The organism is Ruegeria sp. TASC047 (genome assembly GCF_059612445.1).
Genome location: NZ_JBXWQP010000038.1, coordinates 1 through 19,506, shown reverse-complemented (window position 1 = coordinate 19,506; position 19,506 = coordinate 1). Strand labels below are relative to the sequence as shown.

At 58.4% G+C, this 19,506-nt stretch carries 23 protein-coding genes; 7 read left to right on the top strand and 16 right to left on the bottom strand.

Annotated elements, in window-relative coordinates; genetic code table 11:
• Positions 1 to 60 precede the first annotated feature (60 nt).
• Positions 61 to 396, top strand: coding sequence for a cupin domain-containing protein (locus tag AC2FLO_RS14795; RefSeq protein WP_496753928.1), 336 nt, complete (start codon positions 61 to 63; stop codon positions 394 to 396).
• Between the two features lie 336 nt (positions 397 to 732).
• On the opposite strand, the gene dapD is transcribed toward AC2FLO_RS14795, so the two are convergent.
• From dapD to AC2FLO_RS14780, 3 genes are all read right to left on the bottom strand, one after another.
• Positions 733 to 1,560 (bottom strand): 2,3,4,5-tetrahydropyridine-2,6-dicarboxylate N-succinyltransferase, encoded by an 828-nt coding sequence (gene dapD / locus AC2FLO_RS14790; protein ID WP_496753926.1) that lies wholly within the window; start codon positions 1,558 to 1,560, stop codon positions 733 to 735.
• 109 nt (positions 1,561 to 1,669) lie between these two features.
• Positions 1,670 to 2,269, bottom strand: coding sequence for a GntR family transcriptional regulator (locus tag AC2FLO_RS14785; protein WP_209598385.1), 600 nt, complete (start codon positions 2,267 to 2,269; stop codon positions 1,670 to 1,672).
• A gap of 44 nt (positions 2,270 to 2,313) precedes the next feature.
• Positions 2,314 to 3,225, bottom strand: a complete 912-nt coding sequence (locus tag AC2FLO_RS14780; protein ID WP_496753924.1) for a threonine/serine dehydratase — start codon at positions 3,223 to 3,225, stop codon at positions 2,314 to 2,316.
• A 79-nt stretch (positions 3,226 to 3,304) separates the two neighbouring features.
• Here AC2FLO_RS14780 and AC2FLO_RS14775 point away from each other — a divergent pair, with 79 nt between their 5' ends.
• Entirely contained in the window at positions 3,305 to 4,147 is an 843-nt protein-coding gene (locus AC2FLO_RS14775; RefSeq protein WP_267363716.1) for an LOG family protein, read from the top strand.
• A gap of 3 nt (positions 4,148 to 4,150) precedes the next feature.
• A complete protein-coding gene (locus tag AC2FLO_RS14770) occupies positions 4,151 to 5,251 on the top strand; it encodes a cystathionine gamma-lyase (RefSeq protein ID WP_496753922.1) in 1,101 nt (366 codons plus the stop codon).
• Here AC2FLO_RS14770 and AC2FLO_RS14765 read toward each other — a convergent pair whose 3' ends face one another.
• A complete protein-coding gene (locus tag AC2FLO_RS14765) occupies positions 5,252 to 5,635 on the bottom strand; it encodes a hypothetical protein (protein ID WP_267363718.1) in 384 nt (127 codons plus the stop codon).
• Positions 5,636 to 5,795: 160 nt separating this feature from the next.
• Between AC2FLO_RS14765 and AC2FLO_RS14760 the strand changes: the two genes are divergently transcribed.
• From AC2FLO_RS14760 to AC2FLO_RS14750, 3 genes are all read left to right on the top strand, one after another.
• Positions 5,796 to 6,716 (top strand): DnaJ C-terminal domain-containing protein, encoded by a 921-nt coding sequence (locus AC2FLO_RS14760; protein ID WP_496811713.1) that lies wholly within the window; start codon positions 5,796 to 5,798, stop codon positions 6,714 to 6,716.
• Positions 6,713 to 7,051: a hypothetical protein gene (locus AC2FLO_RS14755; protein ID WP_496753920.1), complete on the top strand. Its 339-nt coding sequence runs from the start codon at positions 6,713 to 6,715 to the stop codon at positions 7,049 to 7,051. The genes AC2FLO_RS14760 and AC2FLO_RS14755 overlap by 4 nt, the downstream gene beginning before the upstream one ends.
• 64 nt (positions 7,052 to 7,115) lie before the next feature.
• The gene (locus AC2FLO_RS14750) at positions 7,116 to 8,774 is read left to right on the top strand and encodes a U32 family peptidase (RefSeq protein ID WP_496753918.1); all 1,659 of its coding nucleotides are present in this window, start codon (positions 7,116 to 7,118) and stop codon (positions 8,772 to 8,774) included.
• On the opposite strand, the gene AC2FLO_RS14745 is transcribed toward AC2FLO_RS14750, so the two are convergent.
• The 5 genes from AC2FLO_RS14745 to AC2FLO_RS14725 all read right to left on the bottom strand — a co-directional run bounded on the left by AC2FLO_RS14745 (position 8,771) and on the right by AC2FLO_RS14725 (position 12,313).
• Positions 8,771 to 9,391, bottom strand: a complete 621-nt coding sequence (locus tag AC2FLO_RS14745) for a cytochrome P460 family protein (protein ID WP_480588387.1) — start codon at positions 9,389 to 9,391, stop codon at positions 8,771 to 8,773. The two genes, AC2FLO_RS14750 and AC2FLO_RS14745, sit on opposite strands and share 4 nt — an antisense overlap.
• Positions 9,392 to 9,677: 286 nt before the next feature.
• On the bottom strand, positions 9,678 to 10,865 hold the full coding sequence (gene rlmN, locus AC2FLO_RS14740) for a dual-specificity RNA methyltransferase RlmN (protein ID WP_480588389.1): 1,188 nt from the start codon (positions 10,863 to 10,865) through the stop codon (positions 9,678 to 9,680).
• A gap of 93 nt (positions 10,866 to 10,958) precedes the next feature.
• Entirely contained in the window at positions 10,959 to 11,336 is a 378-nt protein-coding gene (locus tag AC2FLO_RS14735; protein ID WP_209505043.1) for a lysozyme inhibitor LprI family protein, read from the bottom strand.
• A 108-nt stretch (positions 11,337 to 11,444) separates the two neighbouring features.
• Positions 11,445 to 11,612, bottom strand: coding sequence for a hypothetical protein (locus tag AC2FLO_RS14730; RefSeq protein WP_209505044.1), 168 nt, complete (start codon positions 11,610 to 11,612; stop codon positions 11,445 to 11,447).
• A 164-nt stretch (positions 11,613 to 11,776) separates the two neighbouring features.
• Positions 11,777 to 12,313, bottom strand: a complete 537-nt coding sequence (locus AC2FLO_RS14725; RefSeq protein WP_209505046.1) for an invasion associated locus B family protein — start codon at positions 12,311 to 12,313, stop codon at positions 11,777 to 11,779.
• Between the two features lie 179 nt (positions 12,314 to 12,492).
• Here AC2FLO_RS14725 and AC2FLO_RS14720 point away from each other — a divergent pair, with 179 nt between their 5' ends.
• On the top strand, positions 12,493 to 13,491 hold the full coding sequence (locus tag AC2FLO_RS14720) for an asparaginase (RefSeq protein WP_496753916.1): 999 nt from the start codon (positions 12,493 to 12,495) through the stop codon (positions 13,489 to 13,491).
• A gap of 5 nt (positions 13,492 to 13,496) precedes the next feature.
• Here AC2FLO_RS14720 and AC2FLO_RS14715 read toward each other — a convergent pair whose 3' ends face one another.
• The 7 genes from AC2FLO_RS14715 to AC2FLO_RS14685 form a co-directional block, all read right to left on the bottom strand.
• A complete protein-coding gene (locus AC2FLO_RS14715) occupies positions 13,497 to 13,817 on the bottom strand; it encodes a YciI family protein (RefSeq protein WP_267364302.1) in 321 nt (106 codons plus the stop codon).
• A 22-nt stretch (positions 13,818 to 13,839) separates the two neighbouring features.
• Entirely contained in the window at positions 13,840 to 14,268 is a 429-nt protein-coding gene (locus AC2FLO_RS14710) for an SRPBCC family protein (RefSeq protein WP_171638619.1), read from the bottom strand.
• Positions 14,256 to 14,585 carry an ArsR/SmtB family transcription factor gene (locus AC2FLO_RS14705; protein ID WP_480506475.1) on the bottom strand — a complete coding sequence of 110 codons (330 nt, stop codon included), beginning with the start codon at positions 14,583 to 14,585 and terminating at the stop codon, positions 14,256 to 14,258. Before AC2FLO_RS14705 ends, AC2FLO_RS14710 begins: the two co-directional genes overlap by 13 nt.
• 41 nt (positions 14,586 to 14,626) lie before the next feature.
• Complete coding sequence (gene serB / locus AC2FLO_RS14700) at positions 14,627 to 15,505, bottom strand: phosphoserine phosphatase SerB (RefSeq protein WP_496753914.1); 879 nt, start codon at positions 15,503 to 15,505, stop codon at positions 14,627 to 14,629.
• A gap of 35 nt (positions 15,506 to 15,540) precedes the next feature.
• The gene (locus AC2FLO_RS14695; RefSeq protein ID WP_496753912.1) at positions 15,541 to 16,269 is read right to left on the bottom strand and encodes a metallophosphoesterase family protein; all 729 of its coding nucleotides are present in this window, start codon (positions 16,267 to 16,269) and stop codon (positions 15,541 to 15,543) included.
• A 120-nt stretch (positions 16,270 to 16,389) separates the two neighbouring features.
• A complete protein-coding gene (serA, locus tag AC2FLO_RS14690; RefSeq protein WP_267364308.1) occupies positions 16,390 to 17,985 on the bottom strand; it encodes a phosphoglycerate dehydrogenase in 1,596 nt (531 codons plus the stop codon).
• A 97-nt stretch (positions 17,986 to 18,082) separates the two neighbouring features.
• Complete coding sequence (locus AC2FLO_RS14685) at positions 18,083 to 19,237, bottom strand: phosphoserine transaminase (protein ID WP_496753910.1); 1,155 nt, start codon at positions 19,235 to 19,237, stop codon at positions 18,083 to 18,085.
• Between the last annotated feature and the right edge of the window lie 269 nt (positions 19,238 to 19,506).

The following is a 19,506-nucleotide window of genomic DNA, read 5'->3' as shown; positions in this document are numbered from 1 at the left end:
CCCTTCCTTGCGCCCATAGTACCCGGAATAAACCGATCCCGGATACCAAAGGACGTCTTCATGCCCTACCCAGATTTCATAGCGAGTTTTCCCAGCCTCGACGTACCGTTCCCCGACGACGTGGTGCAAACGGCCGTGATCCGGTCGGATGCAGGATTGGTGGCGTTCTTTACGTTTCTTCAGGATTTCGAATTGCCCTTACATTCTCACAAAGCCCAATGGGGCACAGTGGTGGAGGGTGAGATTGAATTGACCATCGACGGGCAGACCCGGACCTACCGCTCGGGCGATAGTTATTCGATCCCGTCAGGCGTGGAACATAGCGGCAAAATCAAGGCTGGCACGCGGGTAATCGATGTTTTCGAGGAACCGGACCGATATCCGATCAAGGGATAAGCTGGGAGAGAGACTCAGTGAACGCGAGTCTCGGCCTCCCTCATTGATTGAAGGCCTCCGGCCCGAAAAACTGTTGAGGTGAATCCGGCGGCGATGGTGAAACCGAAGGTAGTGGCAAATCCGAAGGCAATGGTGAATCCGAAAGCGGCAGCAAATCCGAAAGTGCTGAAATAAATACAGGAAGCACAGAAGTCGAAGCCATGCTGGGTGAGAACCGCTAAGCAGCACTTCAAGCCTGATCACGGCCACGAACCTCGTATCTGGTTCAGCCGACCTGACCCAAAAAACAAAAGGCCGGAGCAGTTATGCCCCGGCCTTGCGCGTTAATCAGAACGATCAGTCCCGCAGCAATTCGTTGATGCCCGTTTTCGAGCGGGTCTTTTCGTCAACCCGCTTCACGATCACCGCGCAATAGAGGCTGACATTGTTCTTCGACGGCATGGAACCCGCGACCACAACCGAATAGGGTGGAACCTCGCCATACATGACTTCTCCGGTTTCGCGGTCCACGATCTTAGTGGATTTACCAATGAACACGCCCATTCCCAGAACCGAGCCTTCGCGGACGATACATCCCTCGACCACTTCCGAGCGCGCGCCGATAAAGCAATTGTCTTCAATGATGGTTGGGCCAGCCTGCATCGGCTCAAGCACTCCGCCAATGCCAACGCCACCCGACAGGTGCACATTTTTGCCGATCTGCGCGCAGGATCCGACAGTGGCCCAGGTATCAACCATCGTGCCTTCGTCAACGTAGGCCCCAAGGTTCACGAAAGACGGCATTAGCACCACGCCCGGTGCAATAAATGCCGACTTGCGAACCACGCAGTTTGGAACCGCGCGGAACCCGGCAGATCGCCACTGTTTTTCACCCCAACCGGCGAACTTGCTGTCTACCTTGTCCCACCAGCCGCCGTCCTGCGGACCGCCCGGCTGGATTTCCATGTCCTTGATACGGAAGCCCAGCAGAACCGCCTTTTTGGCCCATTGATTCACGTGCCAGTCACCGGTTTCCAGCTTTTCCGCCACGCGCAGCGAGCCACTGTCCAGCGCATTCAGCGTATCCTCGATCGCCTCGCGCTGCTCCCCTGCGGTGGCGGGCGTGATTGTCTCGCGTGCCTCCCAGGCGGCTTCGATGGCGGCTTCCAGTTGCGCGTTGGACATGGGGTGTCTCCCTACAGAATCTGTTCACGTTGATTTGGCCTATACGCAAGCCGGACCCATGGCGCAATGCGACGTAGACGGGCCCAATTGCGTCTGAGGCAGAGGGTCATCAGCTCGCGCGCCGAATATGGCGGGTCAGGATCGCCGTTGCTGTGGCCATTTCCTTGCGCTTCAAAGCCCGCACAATGGCCGCATGATCCGTGTCAGCCCGTTGCACCCATTTCAACCGCCATTGCGCGAACAGATGGCGTGCGCTTGCGATATGCAGATCGTCGATCGCGTGCAAAAGCCGAGGCAACCCGCAAGGTGTCAGGATGGCGCGATGAAACGTTCTGTTCAGAGCCTCCCATTGCGGCATCGACTGCGCCTCGTCACAGGCGATGCGTGCGTTTTCGATCTTTTCCAACGCGACCGGAGACATGTTTTGCATCGATTGCTGCAACGCCAGCGTTTCCAACGCCACCCGCATTTCGATCACCTCCCGAACTTCTGCCGGGTCCAGCGCTGTAACCCGCATTCCCTTGCGCGGTTCATGCCGGGCCAGCCCATGCGCCTCAAGCCGCAACAAGGCTTCGCGCACCGGAACATGGCTGGTGTCGAAGGTGCGGGCAATATGGTCTTGCCGCAGCTTTTCACCGGCTGCCAGCTCTCCGGTGATGATCCGTTGGCTGAGGCTTTGGTAAATCGTGTCGGAAATCATTGCAGTCATGGATTATAGATAAAATCCACCATCCACATCCACAACCCGATAATTTACCCAGCTAAAGGGTCCGGCGCGATATTTGCACCGCACACCAGAACGGCCACGCGTTCACCCGGTTCAGGCCGATACGCACCCGAGGTCAAGGCGGCCAATGCGGTCGCGCCCGCAGGTTCTACCAGAATGCGATGCGCGCGCCAAAGCGCCAGTTGTGCCGCAGCGATGGCATCGTCAGACACCAGAACCGAACTCATACCCTGCGCCAGTTCAAAACAGATTTCGCCGATCCGCCGCGCGCCCAGCGCGTTTGCGGCGATGCCCGACACGGAAACATCCACCGGCTCACCAGCGCGCAACGCTGCATTCAAGGCACAGGACGTTTCCGGCTCGACCGCCACAACCTTGCGCGCGCCACCGAACCAGGCTAGCGCCCCGGCGATCAGACCGCCGCCGCCAACAGCGACCAGTACCGTATCCGCCTGCAAGCCCTGGGCGTCCCATTCGGCAAAACAGGTCCCTTGCCCCGCCACTGTGGCCGGGGCGTCATAAGCATGGATCTGCATTGCACCCGTCGTTGCCTCATGCTCTTGCGCTGCGGTCAGCGCGTTCGCGTATTCACCGGAAACAACGCTCAGGTCGGCACCGGTTTGCCGGATCAGTGCGATCTTGGACGGACCCGCCAGTTCCGGCACAAATATCTTTGCAGGATACCCCAGCGTCTGCGCTGCATAAGCTGCCGCCGCACCATGATTGCCACCGGATGCGGCGACCACACCCGCAGCCGGCACATCCGAGCTGAGCAGCGTATTGAACGCACCCCGCGCCTTGAAACTGCCAGTATGCTGCATGTGCTCGAGTTTCAGTTCAACCGGATAGCCGGGAATGTTGCTTTCCATAACCGGGGTCACCTGCGCATATCCCGCGATGCGGTCCCGTGCTGCCGATATTTCACTTTTCCAATTCATTCTCGTCTTTCCGTGACTGGCACTCTGCCCGCGAACCCTATAGCTGTTTGTCAAACACGCAAGCAGGGATCGATCACCGATGAGAGAAGACCGTCACAGTCCGTTTCGCGATGCGCAGACCGACCGCTCGACCGCGAAAGAGGTTCCGGACACACCGCAAACACGCTCTCCGGCCTACCGTCTGGCTTTCGCGGATGACGAGTTTCTGTGCCGGGACGAGCTGCGCCCTGTACGCTTGCAGCTTGAGTTGCTGAAACCCGAAATGATCATGACCGAGCGTGAGATCACGTCGACCATCGTCATGTTCGGCGGCGCCCGCATTCCCGAACCCTCGCAAAAGCACACCGCGCGGACAGAAACCCTGGCCGGTCTGTCGAAATATTATGATGAGGCACGCGAATTCGCGCGACTGATGACCGTGAAATCGAAAGAAACCGGATGCCGCGAGAATGTGATCGTCACTGGCGGCGGCCCCGGTGTAATGGAAGCTGGCAATCGCGGTGCACACGAAGCAGGCGGGTGCTCGATCGGGCTGAACATCGTGCTTCCGCACGAACAGGCGCCAAACAGTTTCGTGACGCCAGATCTCAGCTTTAATTTCCACTATTTTGCGATCCGCAAAATGCACTTCCTGATGCGCGCCCGCGCCATCACCATCTTTCCCGGTGGGTTTGGGACGCTGGATGAACTGTTCGAATCCCTGACCCTGATCCAGACCGGCAGAATGGATCGCGTGCCTTTCCTGCTGTTTGGCCGCGCGTTTTGGGAAAAGGTTATCAACTGGGACGCACTGGCAGATGCCGGTACGATCTCGGACGAGGATCTGGACCTGTTCCGCTTTGTCGATACCGCGCAGGAGGCGGCCGAGATCATCGAGAACTGGGAACCCGCCCCGCCCCGCGACGAAATTCCGGGGCGCTGAGCGATGAAACCCCCAAAGACAGGCGAAATGCTCCACCTGCGTGGCAACGCGTTGTCAAAAGGCGAACCCGTCGCCCTTCCACTGACGCAAAGCAGCATGTTCCATCTGCCCGGTGCGCCGGACGGTCACCCGACCTATGGCCGTGTCGATAACCCCACCTGGGTACATCTTGAGCATGTTTTGTCGCATCTGGAAGACGCGCCTTGCCTCAGCTTCCCGTCCGGCATGGCCGCGATTTCTGCGGCTCTGTTTGCAACGGTGCAAGCAGGTTCGCGCCTTCTGATCCCTTCGGACGGGTACTATGTCACCCGTCTGCTGGCGGACCGGTTCCTTTCGCGTCTTGGCGTGACAGTTGAAGAGCGCCCGACCACAGCGTTTGCCGCAGGTGGTTTTGATGAGTTTGACGTTGTGTTCGCCGAAAGCCCTTCGAACCCCGGTCTGGACATGATTGACCTGAAAGTTATAGCCGAACAGGTGCGGTCTGCTGGCGGGGTGACGATCGCCGACAATACGACGATGACACCGCTGGGTCAGCGCCCGTTGGATTTGGGCATCGACGTGGTCGTGTCGTCCGACACCAAGGCGATGGGCGGGCATTCCGACATGCTGATGGGTCACGTGGCCAGCCGCAACAGTGACATCATGGAACGGGTCGAGGAATGGCGGAGAGTCTCCGGCTCGATCCCAGGACCGCATGAGGCATGGCTGCTGCATCGCGGGTTGGAAACGCTGGATGTCCGGTTCGACCGGATGTGCAACTCGGCTCAGGTAATAGCGGAACGGTTGGCAGGTCACCCAGCGGTCAAGCAGGTCCGCTATCCTGGGCTGGCCGATGATCCATCACACACACTGGCGCAGGCACAAACGGCACGGTTCGGATTTCTGCTATCCTTGACTTTGGAAAGCGAAGACAAGGCCGAAGCCTTCATCAACACTTGCCCGCTTTTGCGCCCCGCCACCTCCTTCGGTGGTGTTCACAGCTCGGCCGAGCGCCGCGCGCGCTGGGGCGATAGTGTCGACCCGGCCTTCATCCGCCTGTCCGTTGGATGCGAACCGGTGGACGAACTGTGGAAGGCGATCGAGGCCAGCCTGAACGCGCTGTGATTACTTCTTCGCGGCACGCAGGTCCTTGAAAACGTAGATCGGCAGTACCACGCTGGCGATCAACGCCCCCAGCCAGACAAGCAGCGTCGCCGCCAGCAGGTTCGAGATACCGCCAACTGTCAGCCCCGACGCGATGAGGTCGGTCACCAACAGGCCCACAAATGTCACGACCAGAGCGATCCCGCCTTTCAATGCGGGCGCTTTCTTTTCGCCAAGCTTCAGTATCAATGGCTCGGCGATCACCTGAACGACGGTGAAAACGATCACAACCACGATAAATGAGATCGGTTTGATCGCGAAACCGGACAGTATCAGCGAAGCCAGCAACAGCCCAATGGCATTGCCGGCCAGCAGGGCCAAAGCGGATTTAATTCTGCGCGACATGGGATGGCCTCCGTCAATCTACAATCAGAAATATGAAGATATTAGCAGACTTCTGAGTTTTTTCGAGACAATTCAATCGCCTCTTCCTTTTGACCCGTTGAAAACACGTGGTACAACACATTCATCAAGATCAGACCTGTCCCTGACCCGTGAGTGTGAGATGAGCGACGATCCCTATTCCGTCCTTGGCGTATCGAAAGACGCCAGTGCCGACGAAATCAAGAAAGCCTACAGGCGTATTGCCAAGGAGTGCCACCCGGACCTGAAACCCGGCGATGCCAAGGCCGAGGCCAAATTCAAGGCCGCAGCTGCTGCGTATGACTTGCTGAAAGATCCTGAAACCCGCGCCCGTTACGACAATGGCGAAATCGACTCATCGGGTCAGGAACGCCCGCAACAACACTATTACCGGGACTATGCTGAGGCCGCTGGAAACCCCTATCGCGGGCGTCAGGCGGACCCGGACGACATGTCGGACATCTTTGCCGAATTCATGCGCGGCCGCGGTGGATTTGGCGGCCAGCAAAGGCATGAGTTTCATGCGCCGGGGCATAACCTGAATTATTCCCTGCAAATCAGCTTTCTGGATGCCGTGTTTGGCGCCAGCCAGAAATTGACCCTACCAGACGGCAACCGGATCGAGGTCAAGATCCCCGCCGGTATAACCGAAGGTCAGACCATCCGCCTGCGCGGCAAGGGTGCTCCGGGTTATGGCGAAGGCCCTCCGGGGGATGCGTTGGTGACCGTCACGGTCGCCAAACATCCGGTGTTTGACCGTCAGGGCGACGACATCCATATCACGCTGCCGATCAGCATCGATGAGGCCATTCTGGGCGGGAAAGTCGCCGCCCCCACCATCGATGGCGGTGTGAACGTCAATGTTCCGGCGGGCACAAGCAGCGGCAAAACCCTTCGCCTGCGCGGCAAGGGGGTGAAGAAACGCGGCTCGTCCCTGCGCGGCGACCAACTGATCGAATTGACTGTCTCGATGCCCGACAAGATCGATGATGATCTCAGGCAGTTCATGGAGACATGGCGCGAAACGCACCGCTACGATCCGCGGAAAGGAATGCCGTCATGATCCTGACCGAAAAGGAACTGATCGAAACCGTCTCGCGCCTGACCTCGGACCGCCTGACCGAGTATCTTGCGGCCGAAATCGTGATCCCTGAACAATCGGAGCAGGGGCTGGTCTATCACAGTATCGACGTTGCCCGGCTGGAACTGGCTTGCGAGTTGCACGAGCAATACGACATGGAGGCCGATGCGCTGTCGATGATGATCTCATTGATTGATCAGATGCATGGGCTGCGCGCTGAACTGCGTGAGGTTCTGAACGCAGTCGAGGCGCAACCCGAGCCGGTGCGCAAACAACTGATCGAGGTCATTGGCACAGCGCGGTTCCGTCGCAGATAACAGGGTTTTGGGCGCAATGATTTTGGCTTAGAAGGCCGCCTTGATCCTTTGTCAGGTAGCTTCCATGACCCAGCCCAGATCCGAATTGCTGATGCCTGCGGGCAATCTGCGCAAACTTAAGCTCGCCATCCTCTATGGGGCAGACGCCGTGTATTTGGGCACGCCGGATATGTCGCTGCGCACCAAGTCCGAGTTTTCGCTGGACGAGGTGATTGAAGGGGTCGAGTTCTGTCACAGCCATGGCCGGCGCGCCTACCTGACACTGAACCTGTTCTCGCACAACAAAGACATCCCGAAGCTGGACGAATATATTGACACGGTGCGCAAGGTGCAGCCCGACGGGTTGATCATCGCCGATCCGGGCGTGTTCCAATACGTCCGCGAGCGCGCGCCCGAACTGCCGCTGCATATCTCGACCCAGGCTAATATCTGTTCGTGGCTGTCGGTGAAGTTCTGGCAGGATCAGGGGGCCGAGCTGGTGGTTCTGGCGCGTGAGGTTTCCTATCCCGAACTGGTCGAGATCCGTGAGAAATGCCCTGATATTAAGCTAGAAGCCTTCGTGCACGGTGCTATGTGCATGACCTATTCGGGCCGCTGTCTGCTGTCGAATTTCATGGCCGAACGCGGGGCCAACCAGGGCAACTGCGCCAATTCCTGTCGCTGGAACTATGGTCTGAAACTGCGCCTCAAGGATGGCACACATCAGGAGCTGCGTATCACCGAGGAAAACGCCGATTTGTTCGAGTTTCTTCTGGAGGAAGGCTGCCGCCCCGGCGACCTGATGCCCATTGAAGAGGATGACCGGGGTTCCTACATCCTGAACTCCCGCGATCTGTGCATCATGCCGAAACTGGATGAGTACCTGAAAATCGGTGTCGACAGCCTCAAGGTCGAAGGGCGCGGCAAATCGGAATATTACGCCGCGATCGTCGCACGGGCCTATCGTATGGCGATAGATGACTATTTCGCGGACCCCGAAAACTGGGACCCCAAGCCTTACATGCGTGAGCTCGAAACCGTCGGGAATCGCGGCTATACGCTGGCCTTCCACGAAGGGCGGCTGACCAATTACGCCCATGATTACGAACACACCGCATCCATCGCGCAATGGGAATATGCCGGGATCGTCACCGAAGTGACCGAGGATGCCTTTCTGGTCGAGGTGAAGAACAAGCTGGAACCGGGTGATGTGCTGGATTTCGTCTCGCCAGTTGCGCGCGACACGGTTCTGCTGCGGGTTTATGATTTCGAACGCGCCCATGATGGCGCACGGCTGGACGTCGTGCATGGCAGCACAAAAACCATCATTCGGATGCCTTTCACCCTGTTTGATCACGAGGATATCGACAATCTGCGCGCCCGTTTTCCGGTCTATTCAGTGCTGCGCAAGGAACGCGCCCTGACCGACGAACACTGGAGCCGCATTCGCTTTGACAAGCTCGTGCAGGGATTGGAAACCACCGGTCGCGACAACCCAACTGCCTATGCACGCCGTCGCGATGATCTGGTTGAAAAGATTGGCCAAGACGGTAACGAACGCCGGTTCAAGACAAACCGCATCGGCACGGAAGGATGCTGCGGCAAGGGCTGCAACGGATGCCTGATCTTCTGGCAGGATGACAAATACGCGTTGGCCCGCGAGGTACTGTCCAAACGGAAGCAAGGCGAGCAACTCAGCCGCCGCGAGGCGACAGAACTCAAGCTGCCGGGTGAACCGGCTTAGTTTCCCGCCCGATATTCTTCGGGAACAAAGAACGTATAGTCACGATCCGCCACTTGTTCGTGACAGACATGGCAATATGCAACTTCGCTGGCACGGGCGCCCATGGTATCGCCATACAAGGACCCGTCTGGCAGCACCATGATATAACGCCAGTCAGCGGTGTTCGGGCTGGTACCCTCTGGCAGTTTTTCCATTATGAACATGGCGCCGGGGTGTATGTGACCTTCATCGGTCACCGTCATGCTGTCCTTGGCAAGCACCGATCCCACGGGCAGTTCTTCGCCCTGTTGCAATGTCCCATAGTTGTGCGCCATTCGGTTGGCATACGTGTTGACGAAACGCTGTCCGTGTGTGGCCGAGATATATGGCGCGTCGTTGAAAAGCGGCCAGCTTTGGTAGTTTAGAACCAGATCCAGTTGCGCCGCAGCATACCCCCGTGCCATGCGGCGGCTGAGCGAATGGTAGTGGGCCGCGGCCTCATCCTTGCTTAGCTCTGCCGGGTTTTCGATCGCGATGTGGGCGTTGTGACCATCTGCCGTTGCCAGTCCTGAAGAAATCAGAAGTATCGCGCACGCAATGGCCTTGTGCTGGAGAAATATTCGAAGATACGAGTCCATTATTACGACCCACCTGAAAATCAGTTCGCCTGAGCGCCACGTGACGACAGTGTTCTTATTCTAGCGGCTCCGGGAACTCTTACTAGCTCAGGTCCCGGAATCTCACCGCCTTGTGCATCGATTTGAACCTGCATCCTGCGGCATTGAATCATTAAAATATAGCAAATTATGCATATTGAATCAGCATCTGAAACATTAAGTTTACAGGCACACTTCATGCGTGCAGGCGGTCATCTTGGACAATCAAAGCACGACCATCCGATCCATGATGAACCGGACAGAAAAACTACCGGGTTAAACCGGCTTCGGACTCAATCTGTTTGCGCGATTTGCGGGCACGTTCGGTTGCCGATTTCAACTGACCGCACGCCGCCATGATATCCTCGCCCCGTGTCTTGCGAATGGGAGAGGCGTAGCCTGCCTGATAGATGATGTTGGCAAAAGCGCGAATGCGGTTGTTCGAGCTGCGCTTGTACGGCGCGCCGGGCCATTCGTTAAACGGGATCAGGTTGATCTTGGCCGGAATTTTGTGACGCTTGATGTGGTCGATCAAACGATGGGCATCCGCGTCGCTGTCATTCACACCGTCCAGCATCACGTATTCGAACGTGATCCGCTCGGAGTTCGAGGCATTGGGATAGCTGGCCAGCGCCTGCAACAACTCCTCGATATTCCAGCGTTTATTGATTGGAACCAGAACGTCGCGGGTTTCATCCGTGGTTGCATGGAACGAGATCGCCAGCAGACAGCCGATTTCCTCAGCCGTGCGCGCAATTTCGGGTACCACTCCACTGGTCGACAGCGTAATGCGGCGGCGCGACAGGGAAATCCCCTCGGGATCCATCGCGATCTTCATCGCATCGCGGACGTTTTCGAAATTGTAAAGCGGCTCGCCCATTCCCATCAGAACGATGTTTGACAGAAGGCGCGTTTCATCCTTTGGCGCACCGGGGGTCGGCCATTCGTCAAGATCGTCGCGCGCCATCATGATCTGCCCGACAATTTCGGCAGATGTTAAATTACGTACAAGCTTCTGGGTGCCGGTATGACAAAACGAACATGTCAGTGTACATCCGACCTGAGACGATATGCACAGCGTTCCGCGATCTTCCTCGGGGATGTAGACCACCTCGACCTCGTGCCCGCCCGCGATCCGGCACAGATATTTGCGGGTGCCGTCCTCGGACACCTGTCGGGTCACGACCTCGGGTATCTCAACCACAAAGTTTTCGGCCAGTTGCGCACGGTACGCTTTGGCGAGATTCGTCATCTGGGAAAAATCGCGCACGCCCCATTGATAGATCCACTGCCAGATCTGACCGGTACGCATCTTTGCCTGCTTTTCGGGCGTACCATGTTCGATCAGGACCTCGCGCAAACGGTCGCGGGTGAGACCGACAAGGTTCACCTTCCCCTCGGGCAATTTGCGAGGGAGGGTCATGACGTCTTGAGTGATCGGCGCTTTGGGCGACATTGTGGTACCTGCTGAGGCGTATCTTCAAGGATTCTGGCTTGGGATGCGCCTCTATATAGGAACCTGTGCAAAGATCAAAAGGAATCGTTTCAGTCAATCTGCAAAACTCAACAGTTCTTCAACGCGTGCCCGCCCCAAATTCACCCGGCATGATGTGATTGCGATACCTGTACCCGATCCGCCACCAAACGACGCGCCGACGGCGGTGCAATGCGTATCGCGATAGGTTTCCCAGGCCTGTTGCGCCGCCATAAGGGCAGGTTCAGCCACTATCCGCCCGGTGACCTCATCCAACTCCTTGGCAGATTGTACCGCCAAATCAAAACTCACCTGCAGCGCGCGCGAGACCCGTGCTTCCATCTCTCCGACGCAGGATCCGATTTCGACTTGTGATCCGGCGTCGGAACATTCCAACGCCGGGTCGGCGGTTGCGGTGGCTGGCAAAAGCAGCGCGATCAAGATCAGACGCATGGCCGCCTCATTCATCCATTCAGCTGGGGTCAGGCCAGAGTAACATGTTTTGCCAGAAAGGTTTAGATGCCGGTTGGCCCCCTAAACCAACGGAAATGCAGTTCCGCGTCAGACACCCGCGGGTGGGATATAGCAATCTTCGGCATCCAGGGTCTTGACCGGATCGTTCGGTCCGCATTGTTCGCCGGTTACGGGATATGTCTCGCCCTTGTTTTCGCAGGCACTCAGCAGCATGGCTGATATCATCATCAACGCGACAAGAGATTTGTTCAGCATGGTGGCAACTCCTTGGTTTCTCTTGAACTGATTAGTTCGGAAATCGTCAGAGCTCACATTGATACGGATCAAGTAAACGGGTTGATCCTGCGTAAAGGTACAGGGAAGCGTAAAAACAAAAAAAGCCCCGCCAATGACGGGACCATTTGCTTAGGTCGGGGTGCTTACTTGGTGCAGCGCTTTTCGGCGTCTTCGATTGCTGCGGTAAAGCCCAGCAGCGAGAAGGTGTCCTTGGTTTGCGTGCCGCGTTCGGACCGGGCAGTCAGAACAGCCTCGGTTCCGCGTTTCAGCGCTGTGACGATCTTGGCGTCATCTGCATCTGATGCGGGCCAGGCCCACTCACCTTCGGTGAACAGTTCAAACTCGGACCCGTCGACATTCAGGTTCACCGTCGATCCCGGTGCAAACGGATAGCCGCCGGTAAAGGTCACTTGTCCTTTGACCTCGGCATTGGGGCGATAGAACACAAACAACAGGATGTCGCTGCGTCGCACGGATACGACACGCCCGCCCCGGGTGTTCACGGTTTCCTTGGGGGCCGAAACGCTCCAGCATTCGGTGGGATCATCTTCGACAAAAACGCTCCAGTCCGTTTTTGCAGCAACCCGGTTTGTGCTTGTCGCCTGTTGGGCGAGTGCAGACGTTGCGGCGATGCCTGCCACACACAGGCCCGCGATCGTACGAACGAGCATTGATCCCATTTGTCCAGCCTCCTAGCTCGACCGATACCTCAAATCCATCGGACATGGCTGCGAACCCTTCCGGCCCGTCTATTCCGTTGCGCATTCCGATGATTGCCGACATACACACACTAACGCAGGTTTCGCCACAGGCGAAAGGGCGATTGGCAGAATTTTGCGCATAAATTTCGGAGGTCCAGATGACGCAGCCCGTAGCAATGACAGAACTGTGGCGTGGCAACTTGCTGGAAAGCCTGCATTTGGGCCACGCGGTCATCTGCGACGACACCGGCCAGATCGTGCGCAGCTGGGGCGACCCGCAGGCGGTTATCTATCCGCGCTCATCCGCCAAGATGATTCAGGCGCTTCCGCTGGTCACGTCGGGAGCCGCGGCAAAATACGGATTGAACAGCGAACATCTTGCGCTGGCCTGCGCGTCCCACAATGGGGCCGCGATCCATACCGACCGCGTGACAGCGTGGCTTGATCATCTGGGGCTGAGCGAGCACGACTTGCGCTGCGGGCCACAGGAGCCAGCGGACACTGCCGCGCGGGATCGGCTGATTCTGGCGGATGACACCCCGTGCCAGATCCACAACAATTGTTCCGGCAAGCATTGTGGTTTCCTGACACTGGGTCAGCATATGGGCGCAGGACCGGAATATCTGGAAATCGACCACCCGGTGCAGCAGGCCTGCCTGTCTGCCATCGAAGAGACGTCAGGCGAAACCAGCCCCGGTTACGGTATTGACGGCTGTTCCGCCCCGAATTTCGCCGTGTCGCTGGCCGGGCTGGCCCGGTCGATGGCGTGGTTCGCAAGCGCCTCGGATCGGTCCGACCGTTCCAGCGAGGCGGCGGTTCAATTGGTGGCAGCCATGGTGAAACATCCGGAACTGGTTGCCGGTGAGACCCGTGCCTGCACCGAACTGATGCGCGCCATGAACGGGCGCGTCGCCATCAAGACCGGGGCCGAGGCGGTGTTTGTGGCCATCATCCCGGAAAAACGCATGGGCGTTGCGTTGAAGATCACCGATGGCACCACACGGGCCAGCGAATGTGCCATCGCCGCCATTCTGGTGAGCCTAGGTGTGCTGGAGGCCGATCACCCGGCCACCCGCAAATTCATGAACGCCACGCAATACAGCCGTCGGGGGCTGGAATGCGGCGTGATCAAACCTGCGCCGGGTTTCCCCTGCTAAGGCCCCTACATCTCGATCTCGTGCACCTCGGCCACTTCGACCGAGCCCGAACCGTTGACGACCATCGGACAGCCCTTGGCCATCTCGGTCGCGGCTTCGATGCTGTCGGCCTTGATTACGGTAAAGCCCGAGGCCGGGTTCGCACCGCCATTGTCGACGACCCCGCTGCTGCTGACCGTATAGGATTGTCCGACAGGGTTGCCGGGGATCTCTAACGCTTCGGCCATACCCTGAAACCACGCGCCCCAAGCGGCCATGGTCGCCTCGATCTCGGCGGGGTCGGTCGGGGTGTGTCCCCCGTGATAGACAAACAAATATTGGGGCATATCGCTCCTCCCTGATGAAGCCTTATTTGCACTTCGCTTCGAGTTTGCGCAGCGAAGACGTCCAGCCCTGATTGTGGTTCGCGGCTGCTTCGGCATCGGCCAGTTCGCGGTGGTCCAAAACCAGGCGTGACCCCGTGCCTGTCGCTGTGACTGTGAAGGTGACGTGGCTTTCGGCCCCGCGCTGATCCTGATCGTCATGCCAGCCCCAGGTAAACCCCACCGAGTTTGGCGGGTCGACATGCGTGACGTGGCCCGAGACCTTGTATTGCTGGCCCTCGCCGTTTTCCATGACCGAATACCACGGGCCGGTGCGCGAGAAATCCAGATTGTGTTCAGGCACGTGCATCCCTTCGGGCCCCCACCATTGCAACAACCGGCTGCCGTCGCTGATCCATGCAAACAGGTCTTCTGGGCTGACGGGGAAGTCCCGTTCCAGTTTCAGGTCGGCCATGAATTCTCCCTTTCGATGATATCACTGAGGCGATCGAGGCTGCTTTCCCAGAATTGCCGTTTGGAGATCGTCCAGTCGGCAATCATCCGCAGCCCGTCGGGCCGGATGGAGTACATCCGTTGGGTGCCCCGCACGCGCTGTTCAACCAGCCCGGCTTCGCGCAATACTTTCAGATGGCGCGAAATCGCAGCGCCGGACATTCCGCGCCCTTCGATCAGGTCACCGGCGGGCAGTTCGCCCTGCTCCATCAATTGCTCGACAATCGAGAACCGGGTGGCGTCGGACAAAGCGGAAAAGGTGGTCAGAAGCGTGCTCATGACCTATATTTAACACAAATGTTAAATAATGAAAAGCCCTGTCAGGATTCGACAAAATCCGCGCGACTGTACCCTTGCAGGTAAAGCAGTGCCGTCAGGTCGCCGTGATTCACCCGCACGTCGCATTTCGCAGCCACCGACGGTTTGGCATGAAGGGCAACGCCGGTTCCGGCCCGCCCCAGCATGCCCAAATCATTGGCCCCGTCGCCGACGGCGATCACGTCAACTTCGGACAGGCCAAGGCGAGTGGAGATCTGTTCAAGCGCCTCGATTTTGGCCTGACGTCCCAGAATAGGACGCGCCACATCGCCCGTCAGTTTGCCATCTGCGGCCAGCAGAGTGTTGGCGCGGTTTTCATCGAACCCCAGCAGCTCTGCCACCCGCGCGGTGAAGGCGGTAAAGCCACCGGACACCAGCGCAGCATAGGCTCCGTTAGCCCGCATCGTTGCCAGCAACGCCTGTCCGCCGGGCATCAGGGTGATCCGTTCGCGCAGAACTTTGCCAATGACGCTTTCATCCAGATCCTTCAGCAGACCAACCCGTTCGATCAGGGCACCTTCGAAATCCAGCTCTCCGTTCATGGCACGGGCGGTGATGTCCTTGACCCTTTCGCCGACGCCAGCCTCATCCGCCAGTTCGTCAATGCATTCCTGCTGGATCATGGTGCTGTCCATATCGGCCAGCAGCATCTTTTTGCGCCGCCCATGTGCGGGCTGCACAATCAGGTCCACGCCCATGCCTTGCAAGTCTGCCCAAACGTCCCAGCGATTGGCGGGCATGTCACTCAGCTCAAACTCGACCGCTTCGTCCGGGCTGAGCCACAGGACATCCCCACCGCCCCACGCGTTGCGCAACGATTCCGGCAGGGCACGGTCCAGTGAGGGTGCAGCCGGGTTGGTCAGCAAAGTGGCGACATACATATTAAATCTCCAATGTCATACCCAGGCGAGCAGACTCAGGGCGTCAACGGTGTTCGACCCTGTTCGGTCAGTTCCCAGCAATTCTGTCCCTCGAATACGGCGACGCCCGTCGGGCGTCCGTACCCGGCCCCCGTGTCCAGATTGATCCGGTTGCCATAATGTGTCGCCTGATCCAAAGGCGTGTGTCCATGAACGATCAGTTTGGGATGCGGGCCTTGGTAGTCGTGGAAGTCCTGTCTGATCCAGATCAGATCACTTGCCTGCTGTTCATTCAGTGGCACACCCGGACGGATACCCGCGTGAACAAAGGCAATCTCGGGCGTCTGATGCATCACCACCAGATCGCGCAGAAAGGTCAGGTGCGATTTCGGCACGGCTGCCTGTGCCATCCGGTGCAGGTTTTCAAGGCGGATCTGACCTTCGAATTCCACCCCATAGCTGCGCAGGGTGTCGATCCCGCCCAACCTGTCATGCAGCCAGTGGTATCCCACCAACAAATGCGGATCGTGGCGTGGAGTGTCCTCCATGAACCAGGCAAACATGCGGTCGTGATTGCCCAGCAGAGTGATCCAGTTTCGGCCAGCATCACGCCCGGCAATCAGGCGGTCGATCAGCCCGCGACTGTCAGGGCCGCGATCCACGTAATCACCCAGAAACACGATCTGAGCGTCGGGGCCGCCATCGCTTTGGATCAGGGACAGCGCGCGCTCCAGCTCGGCCACCTGCCCGTGCAGATCACCAATAACATAGACAGGCTGTGTCATAGAAATACTCCGGATGTAATTTTCGCTTGCTTTTGCCCCAGATCGCTATCGGAGAGAACAATTGACCCGATCGCAGGTGCAACCGGGTCGTGAACTGTTCCTCAAACTCAACAGCCCCAATCAGGCGACGTCGAATTCCAGCGGTTTGATCTGCGTGAACAGGCCTGTTTCGGCAAGCTTCGCCCGCGCTTCGGCCGGGACCGGTTCGTCGACATAGAGCAATGCAATCGCTTCGCCTCCGGCCTCGGATCGGCCGAGGGTAAAGTTGGCGATGTTGACGTTGTTTTCACCCATGGTTTGACCCAGCGTGCCGATGATGCCGGGCACGTCTTCGTTGGTGGTGTACAGCATATGAGCGCCGACCTCGGCATCGATGTTGATGCCCTTGATCTGGATAAAGCGCGGCTTGCCATCGCTGAACACCGTGCCAGCGATCGACCGTTCACGCTTGTCCGTTACGACCGTGACTTTGATATAGCCATCAAAAACACCCGACTTGTCCTGATTGGTGGTCGAGATTTTGATCCCGCGTTCTTTCGCGACCACAGGGGCCGAGACCATGTTCACCTCGGGGTTGAACTTTTTCATGATCCCCGCGACCACCGAACAGTTCAGCGCGGCCAGGTTCATTTCAGCGGCCACACCGTCATAGAGGATGTTGATCGCCTTGACCGGCTCGTCCGTCATCTGGCCGATGAAGCTGCCCAGATGACCTGCCAGCTTGATCCACGGCCCCATCAGCTTGGCTTCTTCCGCAGTCACGCTGGGCATGTTCAGCGCGTTCTCGACCGCGCCTGTCAGCAGGTAGTTCGAAATCTGTTCAGCCACCTGCAAGGCCACGTTCTCCTGCGCCTCGGTCGTCGCCGCGCCCAGATGGGGCGTGCAGACCACGTTGGGCAGGTTGAACAATGCGTTGTCCTTGGCAGGTTCCTCGCTGAACACGTCAAAGGCCGCTCCGGCAACATGGCCGGATTGCAGCATCTCGGCCAGAGCCACTTCATCGACCAGACCGCCACGGGCACAGTTGATGATCCGTACACCCTTTTTTGTTTTGGCCAGATTCTCGCGGCTCAGGATGTTGCGGGTCTGATCCGTCAGAGGCACATGCAGGGTGATGAAATCGGCACGCGCCAGCAGTTCGTCCAGCTCGACCTTTTCGACGCCCATCTTAGAGGCTTTCTCTTCGCCCAGATAAGGATCATAGGCGACAACCTTCATCTTCAGGCCCAACGCACGTTCGCACACGATGCCACCAATGTTGCCGGCACCGATCACGCCCAGTGTCTTGTTGGTCAGCTCGATCCCCATGAACTTGGACTTTTCCCACTTGCCCGCATGGGTCGAGGTGCTGGCCTCGGGGATTTGCCGCGCCACGGCGAACATCATCGCGATGGCGTGTTCGGCGGTGGTGATCATGTTGCCGAAGGGCGTGTTCATCACGATCACACCTTTTTTCGAGGCCGCCTCTTTGTCGACATTGTCGGTGCCGATCCCGGCGCGGCCGATGACCTTCAGCCTGTCGGCTTTTTCCAGAAGGGTCGGTGTGACCTTGGTGGCCGAACGGATGGCGAGACCATCATATTGACCGATCACCTCGGCCAGCTTGTCCTTGTCTTTGCCCAGCTCGGGCATGAAATCCACGTCGATGCCACGGTCGCGGAAAATTTGCACTGCGGTTTCGCTGAGCTTGTCGGATACCAGTACTTTGGGAGCCATTTTGCTTGGTCCTTTGAATTCTTCAGGGGGATAGCGGGCTGACGCCCGCCCTATGTCGGTGATGGGGTAGGCCGGGCTTCAGCCCGGCACATGAAACTCAGGCAGCCTGCGCCTGCGCTTTGATCTCGGTCGCAAAGGCCCAGGCCAGCCAGGGCAGCATCGCCTCGATATCCGAGGTTTCAACCGTACCGCCGCACCAGATGCGCAGACCTGCTGGCGCGTCGCGATAGGCGCCGATATCCAGCGCGATATTCTCGGTCTCAAGCCGCTTGGCGACTGCCTTGGCAAAGGCTGCACCGTCCTGAATACGGGCATCGGTGAACTTCAAGCAGACGGATGTGTTCGAACGCGTCGCCTCATCCTCGGCCAGGTTTGCGATCCAGCCGTTCTGGTCGCAGAACGCGTGTACCGCACCCGCATTGGCATCCGCACGCGCGATCAACCCCTGTAATCCGCCCACCGAGCGGGCCCAGTCCAGTGCAAAGAGATAATCTTCGACCGCCAGCATTGACGGCGTGTTGATCGTTGCCCCGGTAAAGATGCCTTCGATCAGTTTGCCGCCCTTGGCCAGGCGGAAAATCTTGGGCAACGGCCATGCCGGGGTATAGCTTTCCAGCCGTTCAACGGCGCGCGGGCTGAGGATCAGCATCCCGTGGGCCGCTTCGCCGCCCAGCACTTTCTGCCAGCTGAAGGTCGTTACATCCAGCTTGTCCCAGGGCAGATCCATCGCAAAGGCCGCCGAGGTTGCATCGCAGATCGTCAGGCCCTGGCGGTCATCGGCAATCCAGTCGCCATTGGGTACCCGCACACCCGAGGTGGTTCCGTTCCATGTAAAGACCACGTCATTTGCGAAATCGACCGAGGCCAGATCAACGATCTGCCCGTAATCCGCGGTCTTCACCTCGGCGTCGATTTTCAGCTGCTTGACCACATCGGTCACCCAGCCGGACCCAAAGCTTTCCCAGGCCAGCATCTCGACCTTGCGCGCACCCAGCAAAGACCACAGCGCCATTTCAACCGCGCCAGTGTCCGAGGCGGGAACGATGCCAATGCGGTAATCCGCTGGAATGCCCAGAATCTCGCGCGTGCCTTCGATGGCCGCCTTCAGCTTGTCCTTGCCGACAGCGGCGCGGTGCGACCGGCCCAATGCGGCATCGGCCAGTTTTGTCAGGTCAAATGTGGGGGGTTTGGCACAGGGGCCCGAAGAAAAGCGCGGATTTGCCGGCCGCGTCGCCGGTTGTTCGATCGTCATGTGTATTACCCTTCCAGATACACGCCCCTCGTTGGGGAGGGGTGTCCCACGGACAGACCTAGGGGGCCTTCGCACCTGCAGCAAGCGGAAAAGACGCTTTACCGGGCAAAAACGACATCTGAAACGGACACAAATCAGAACACGCGTTTCCGATTGGCGAAAAACCCCGCCGATGTTTCGGCAGGGTTTGTTGGTTTCACTCAGCGGCGTCTTCGTATGCGTCCATTGGTGGGCATGTGCAGACGAGGTTTCGGTCGCCGTATGCGTTG

Excerpts from the sequence above, each read along its gene's own strand:
- AC2FLO_RS14685 (WP_496753910.1), bottom strand. The coding sequence starts at position 19,237 with ATGACGATCGAACAACCGGCGACGCGGCCGGCAAATCCGCGCTTTTCT.
- AC2FLO_RS14735 (WP_209505043.1), bottom strand. The coding sequence starts at position 11,336 with ATGCGTCTGATCTTGATCGCGCTGCTTTTGCCAGCCACCGCAACCGCC.
- rlmN (WP_480588389.1), bottom strand. The coding sequence starts at position 10,865 with ATGTCGCCCAAAGCGCCGATCACTCAAGACGTCATGACCCTCCCTCGC.
- AC2FLO_RS14775 (WP_267363716.1), top strand. The coding sequence starts at position 3,305 with ATGAGAGAAGACCGTCACAGTCCGTTTCGCGATGCGCAGACCGACCGC.
- AC2FLO_RS14770 (WP_496753922.1), top strand. The coding sequence starts at position 4,151 with ATGAAACCCCCAAAGACAGGCGAAATGCTCCACCTGCGTGGCAACGCG.
- serA (WP_267364308.1), bottom strand. The coding sequence starts at position 17,985 with ATGGCTCCCAAAGTACTGGTATCCGACAAGCTCAGCGAAACCGCAGTG.
- AC2FLO_RS14755 (WP_496753920.1), top strand. The coding sequence starts at position 6,713 with ATGATCCTGACCGAAAAGGAACTGATCGAAACCGTCTCGCGCCTGACC.
- AC2FLO_RS14750 (WP_496753918.1), top strand. The coding sequence starts at position 7,116 with ATGACCCAGCCCAGATCCGAATTGCTGATGCCTGCGGGCAATCTGCGC.
- AC2FLO_RS14695 (WP_496753912.1), bottom strand. The coding sequence starts at position 16,269 with ATGACACAGCCTGTCTATGTTATTGGTGATCTGCACGGGCAGGTGGCC.
- AC2FLO_RS14715 (WP_267364302.1), bottom strand. The coding sequence starts at position 13,817 with ATGCCCCAATATTTGTTTGTCTATCACGGGGGACACACCCCGACCGAC.
- AC2FLO_RS14705 (WP_480506475.1), bottom strand. The coding sequence starts at position 14,585 with ATGAGCACGCTTCTGACCACCTTTTCCGCTTTGTCCGACGCCACCCGG.
- AC2FLO_RS14725 (WP_209505046.1), bottom strand. The coding sequence starts at position 12,313 with ATGGGATCAATGCTCGTTCGTACGATCGCGGGCCTGTGTGTGGCAGGC.
- AC2FLO_RS14710 (WP_171638619.1), bottom strand. The coding sequence starts at position 14,268 with ATGGCCGACCTGAAACTGGAACGGGACTTCCCCGTCAGCCCAGAAGAC.
- AC2FLO_RS14785 (WP_209598385.1), bottom strand. The coding sequence starts at position 2,269 with ATGACTGCAATGATTTCCGACACGATTTACCAAAGCCTCAGCCAACGG.
- AC2FLO_RS14720 (WP_496753916.1), top strand. The coding sequence starts at position 12,493 with ATGACGCAGCCCGTAGCAATGACAGAACTGTGGCGTGGCAACTTGCTG.
- AC2FLO_RS14765 (WP_267363718.1), bottom strand. The coding sequence starts at position 5,635 with ATGTCGCGCAGAATTAAATCCGCTTTGGCCCTGCTGGCCGGCAATGCC.
- AC2FLO_RS14780 (WP_496753924.1), bottom strand. The coding sequence starts at position 3,225 with ATGAATTGGAAAAGTGAAATATCGGCAGCACGGGACCGCATCGCGGGA.
- AC2FLO_RS14745 (WP_480588387.1), bottom strand. The coding sequence starts at position 9,391 with ATGGACTCGTATCTTCGAATATTTCTCCAGCACAAGGCCATTGCGTGC.
- AC2FLO_RS14760 (WP_496811713.1), top strand. The coding sequence starts at position 5,796 with ATGAGCGACGATCCCTATTCCGTCCTTGGCGTATCGAAAGACGCCAGT.
- serB (WP_496753914.1), bottom strand. The coding sequence starts at position 15,505 with ATGTATGTCGCCACTTTGCTGACCAACCCGGCTGCACCCTCACTGGAC.
- AC2FLO_RS14795 (WP_496753928.1), top strand. The coding sequence starts at position 61 with ATGCCCTACCCAGATTTCATAGCGAGTTTTCCCAGCCTCGACGTACCG.
- AC2FLO_RS14730 (WP_209505044.1), bottom strand. The coding sequence starts at position 11,612 with ATGCTGAACAAATCTCTTGTCGCGTTGATGATGATATCAGCCATGCTG.
- dapD (WP_496753926.1), bottom strand. The coding sequence starts at position 1,560 with ATGTCCAACGCGCAACTGGAAGCCGCCATCGAAGCCGCCTGGGAGGCA.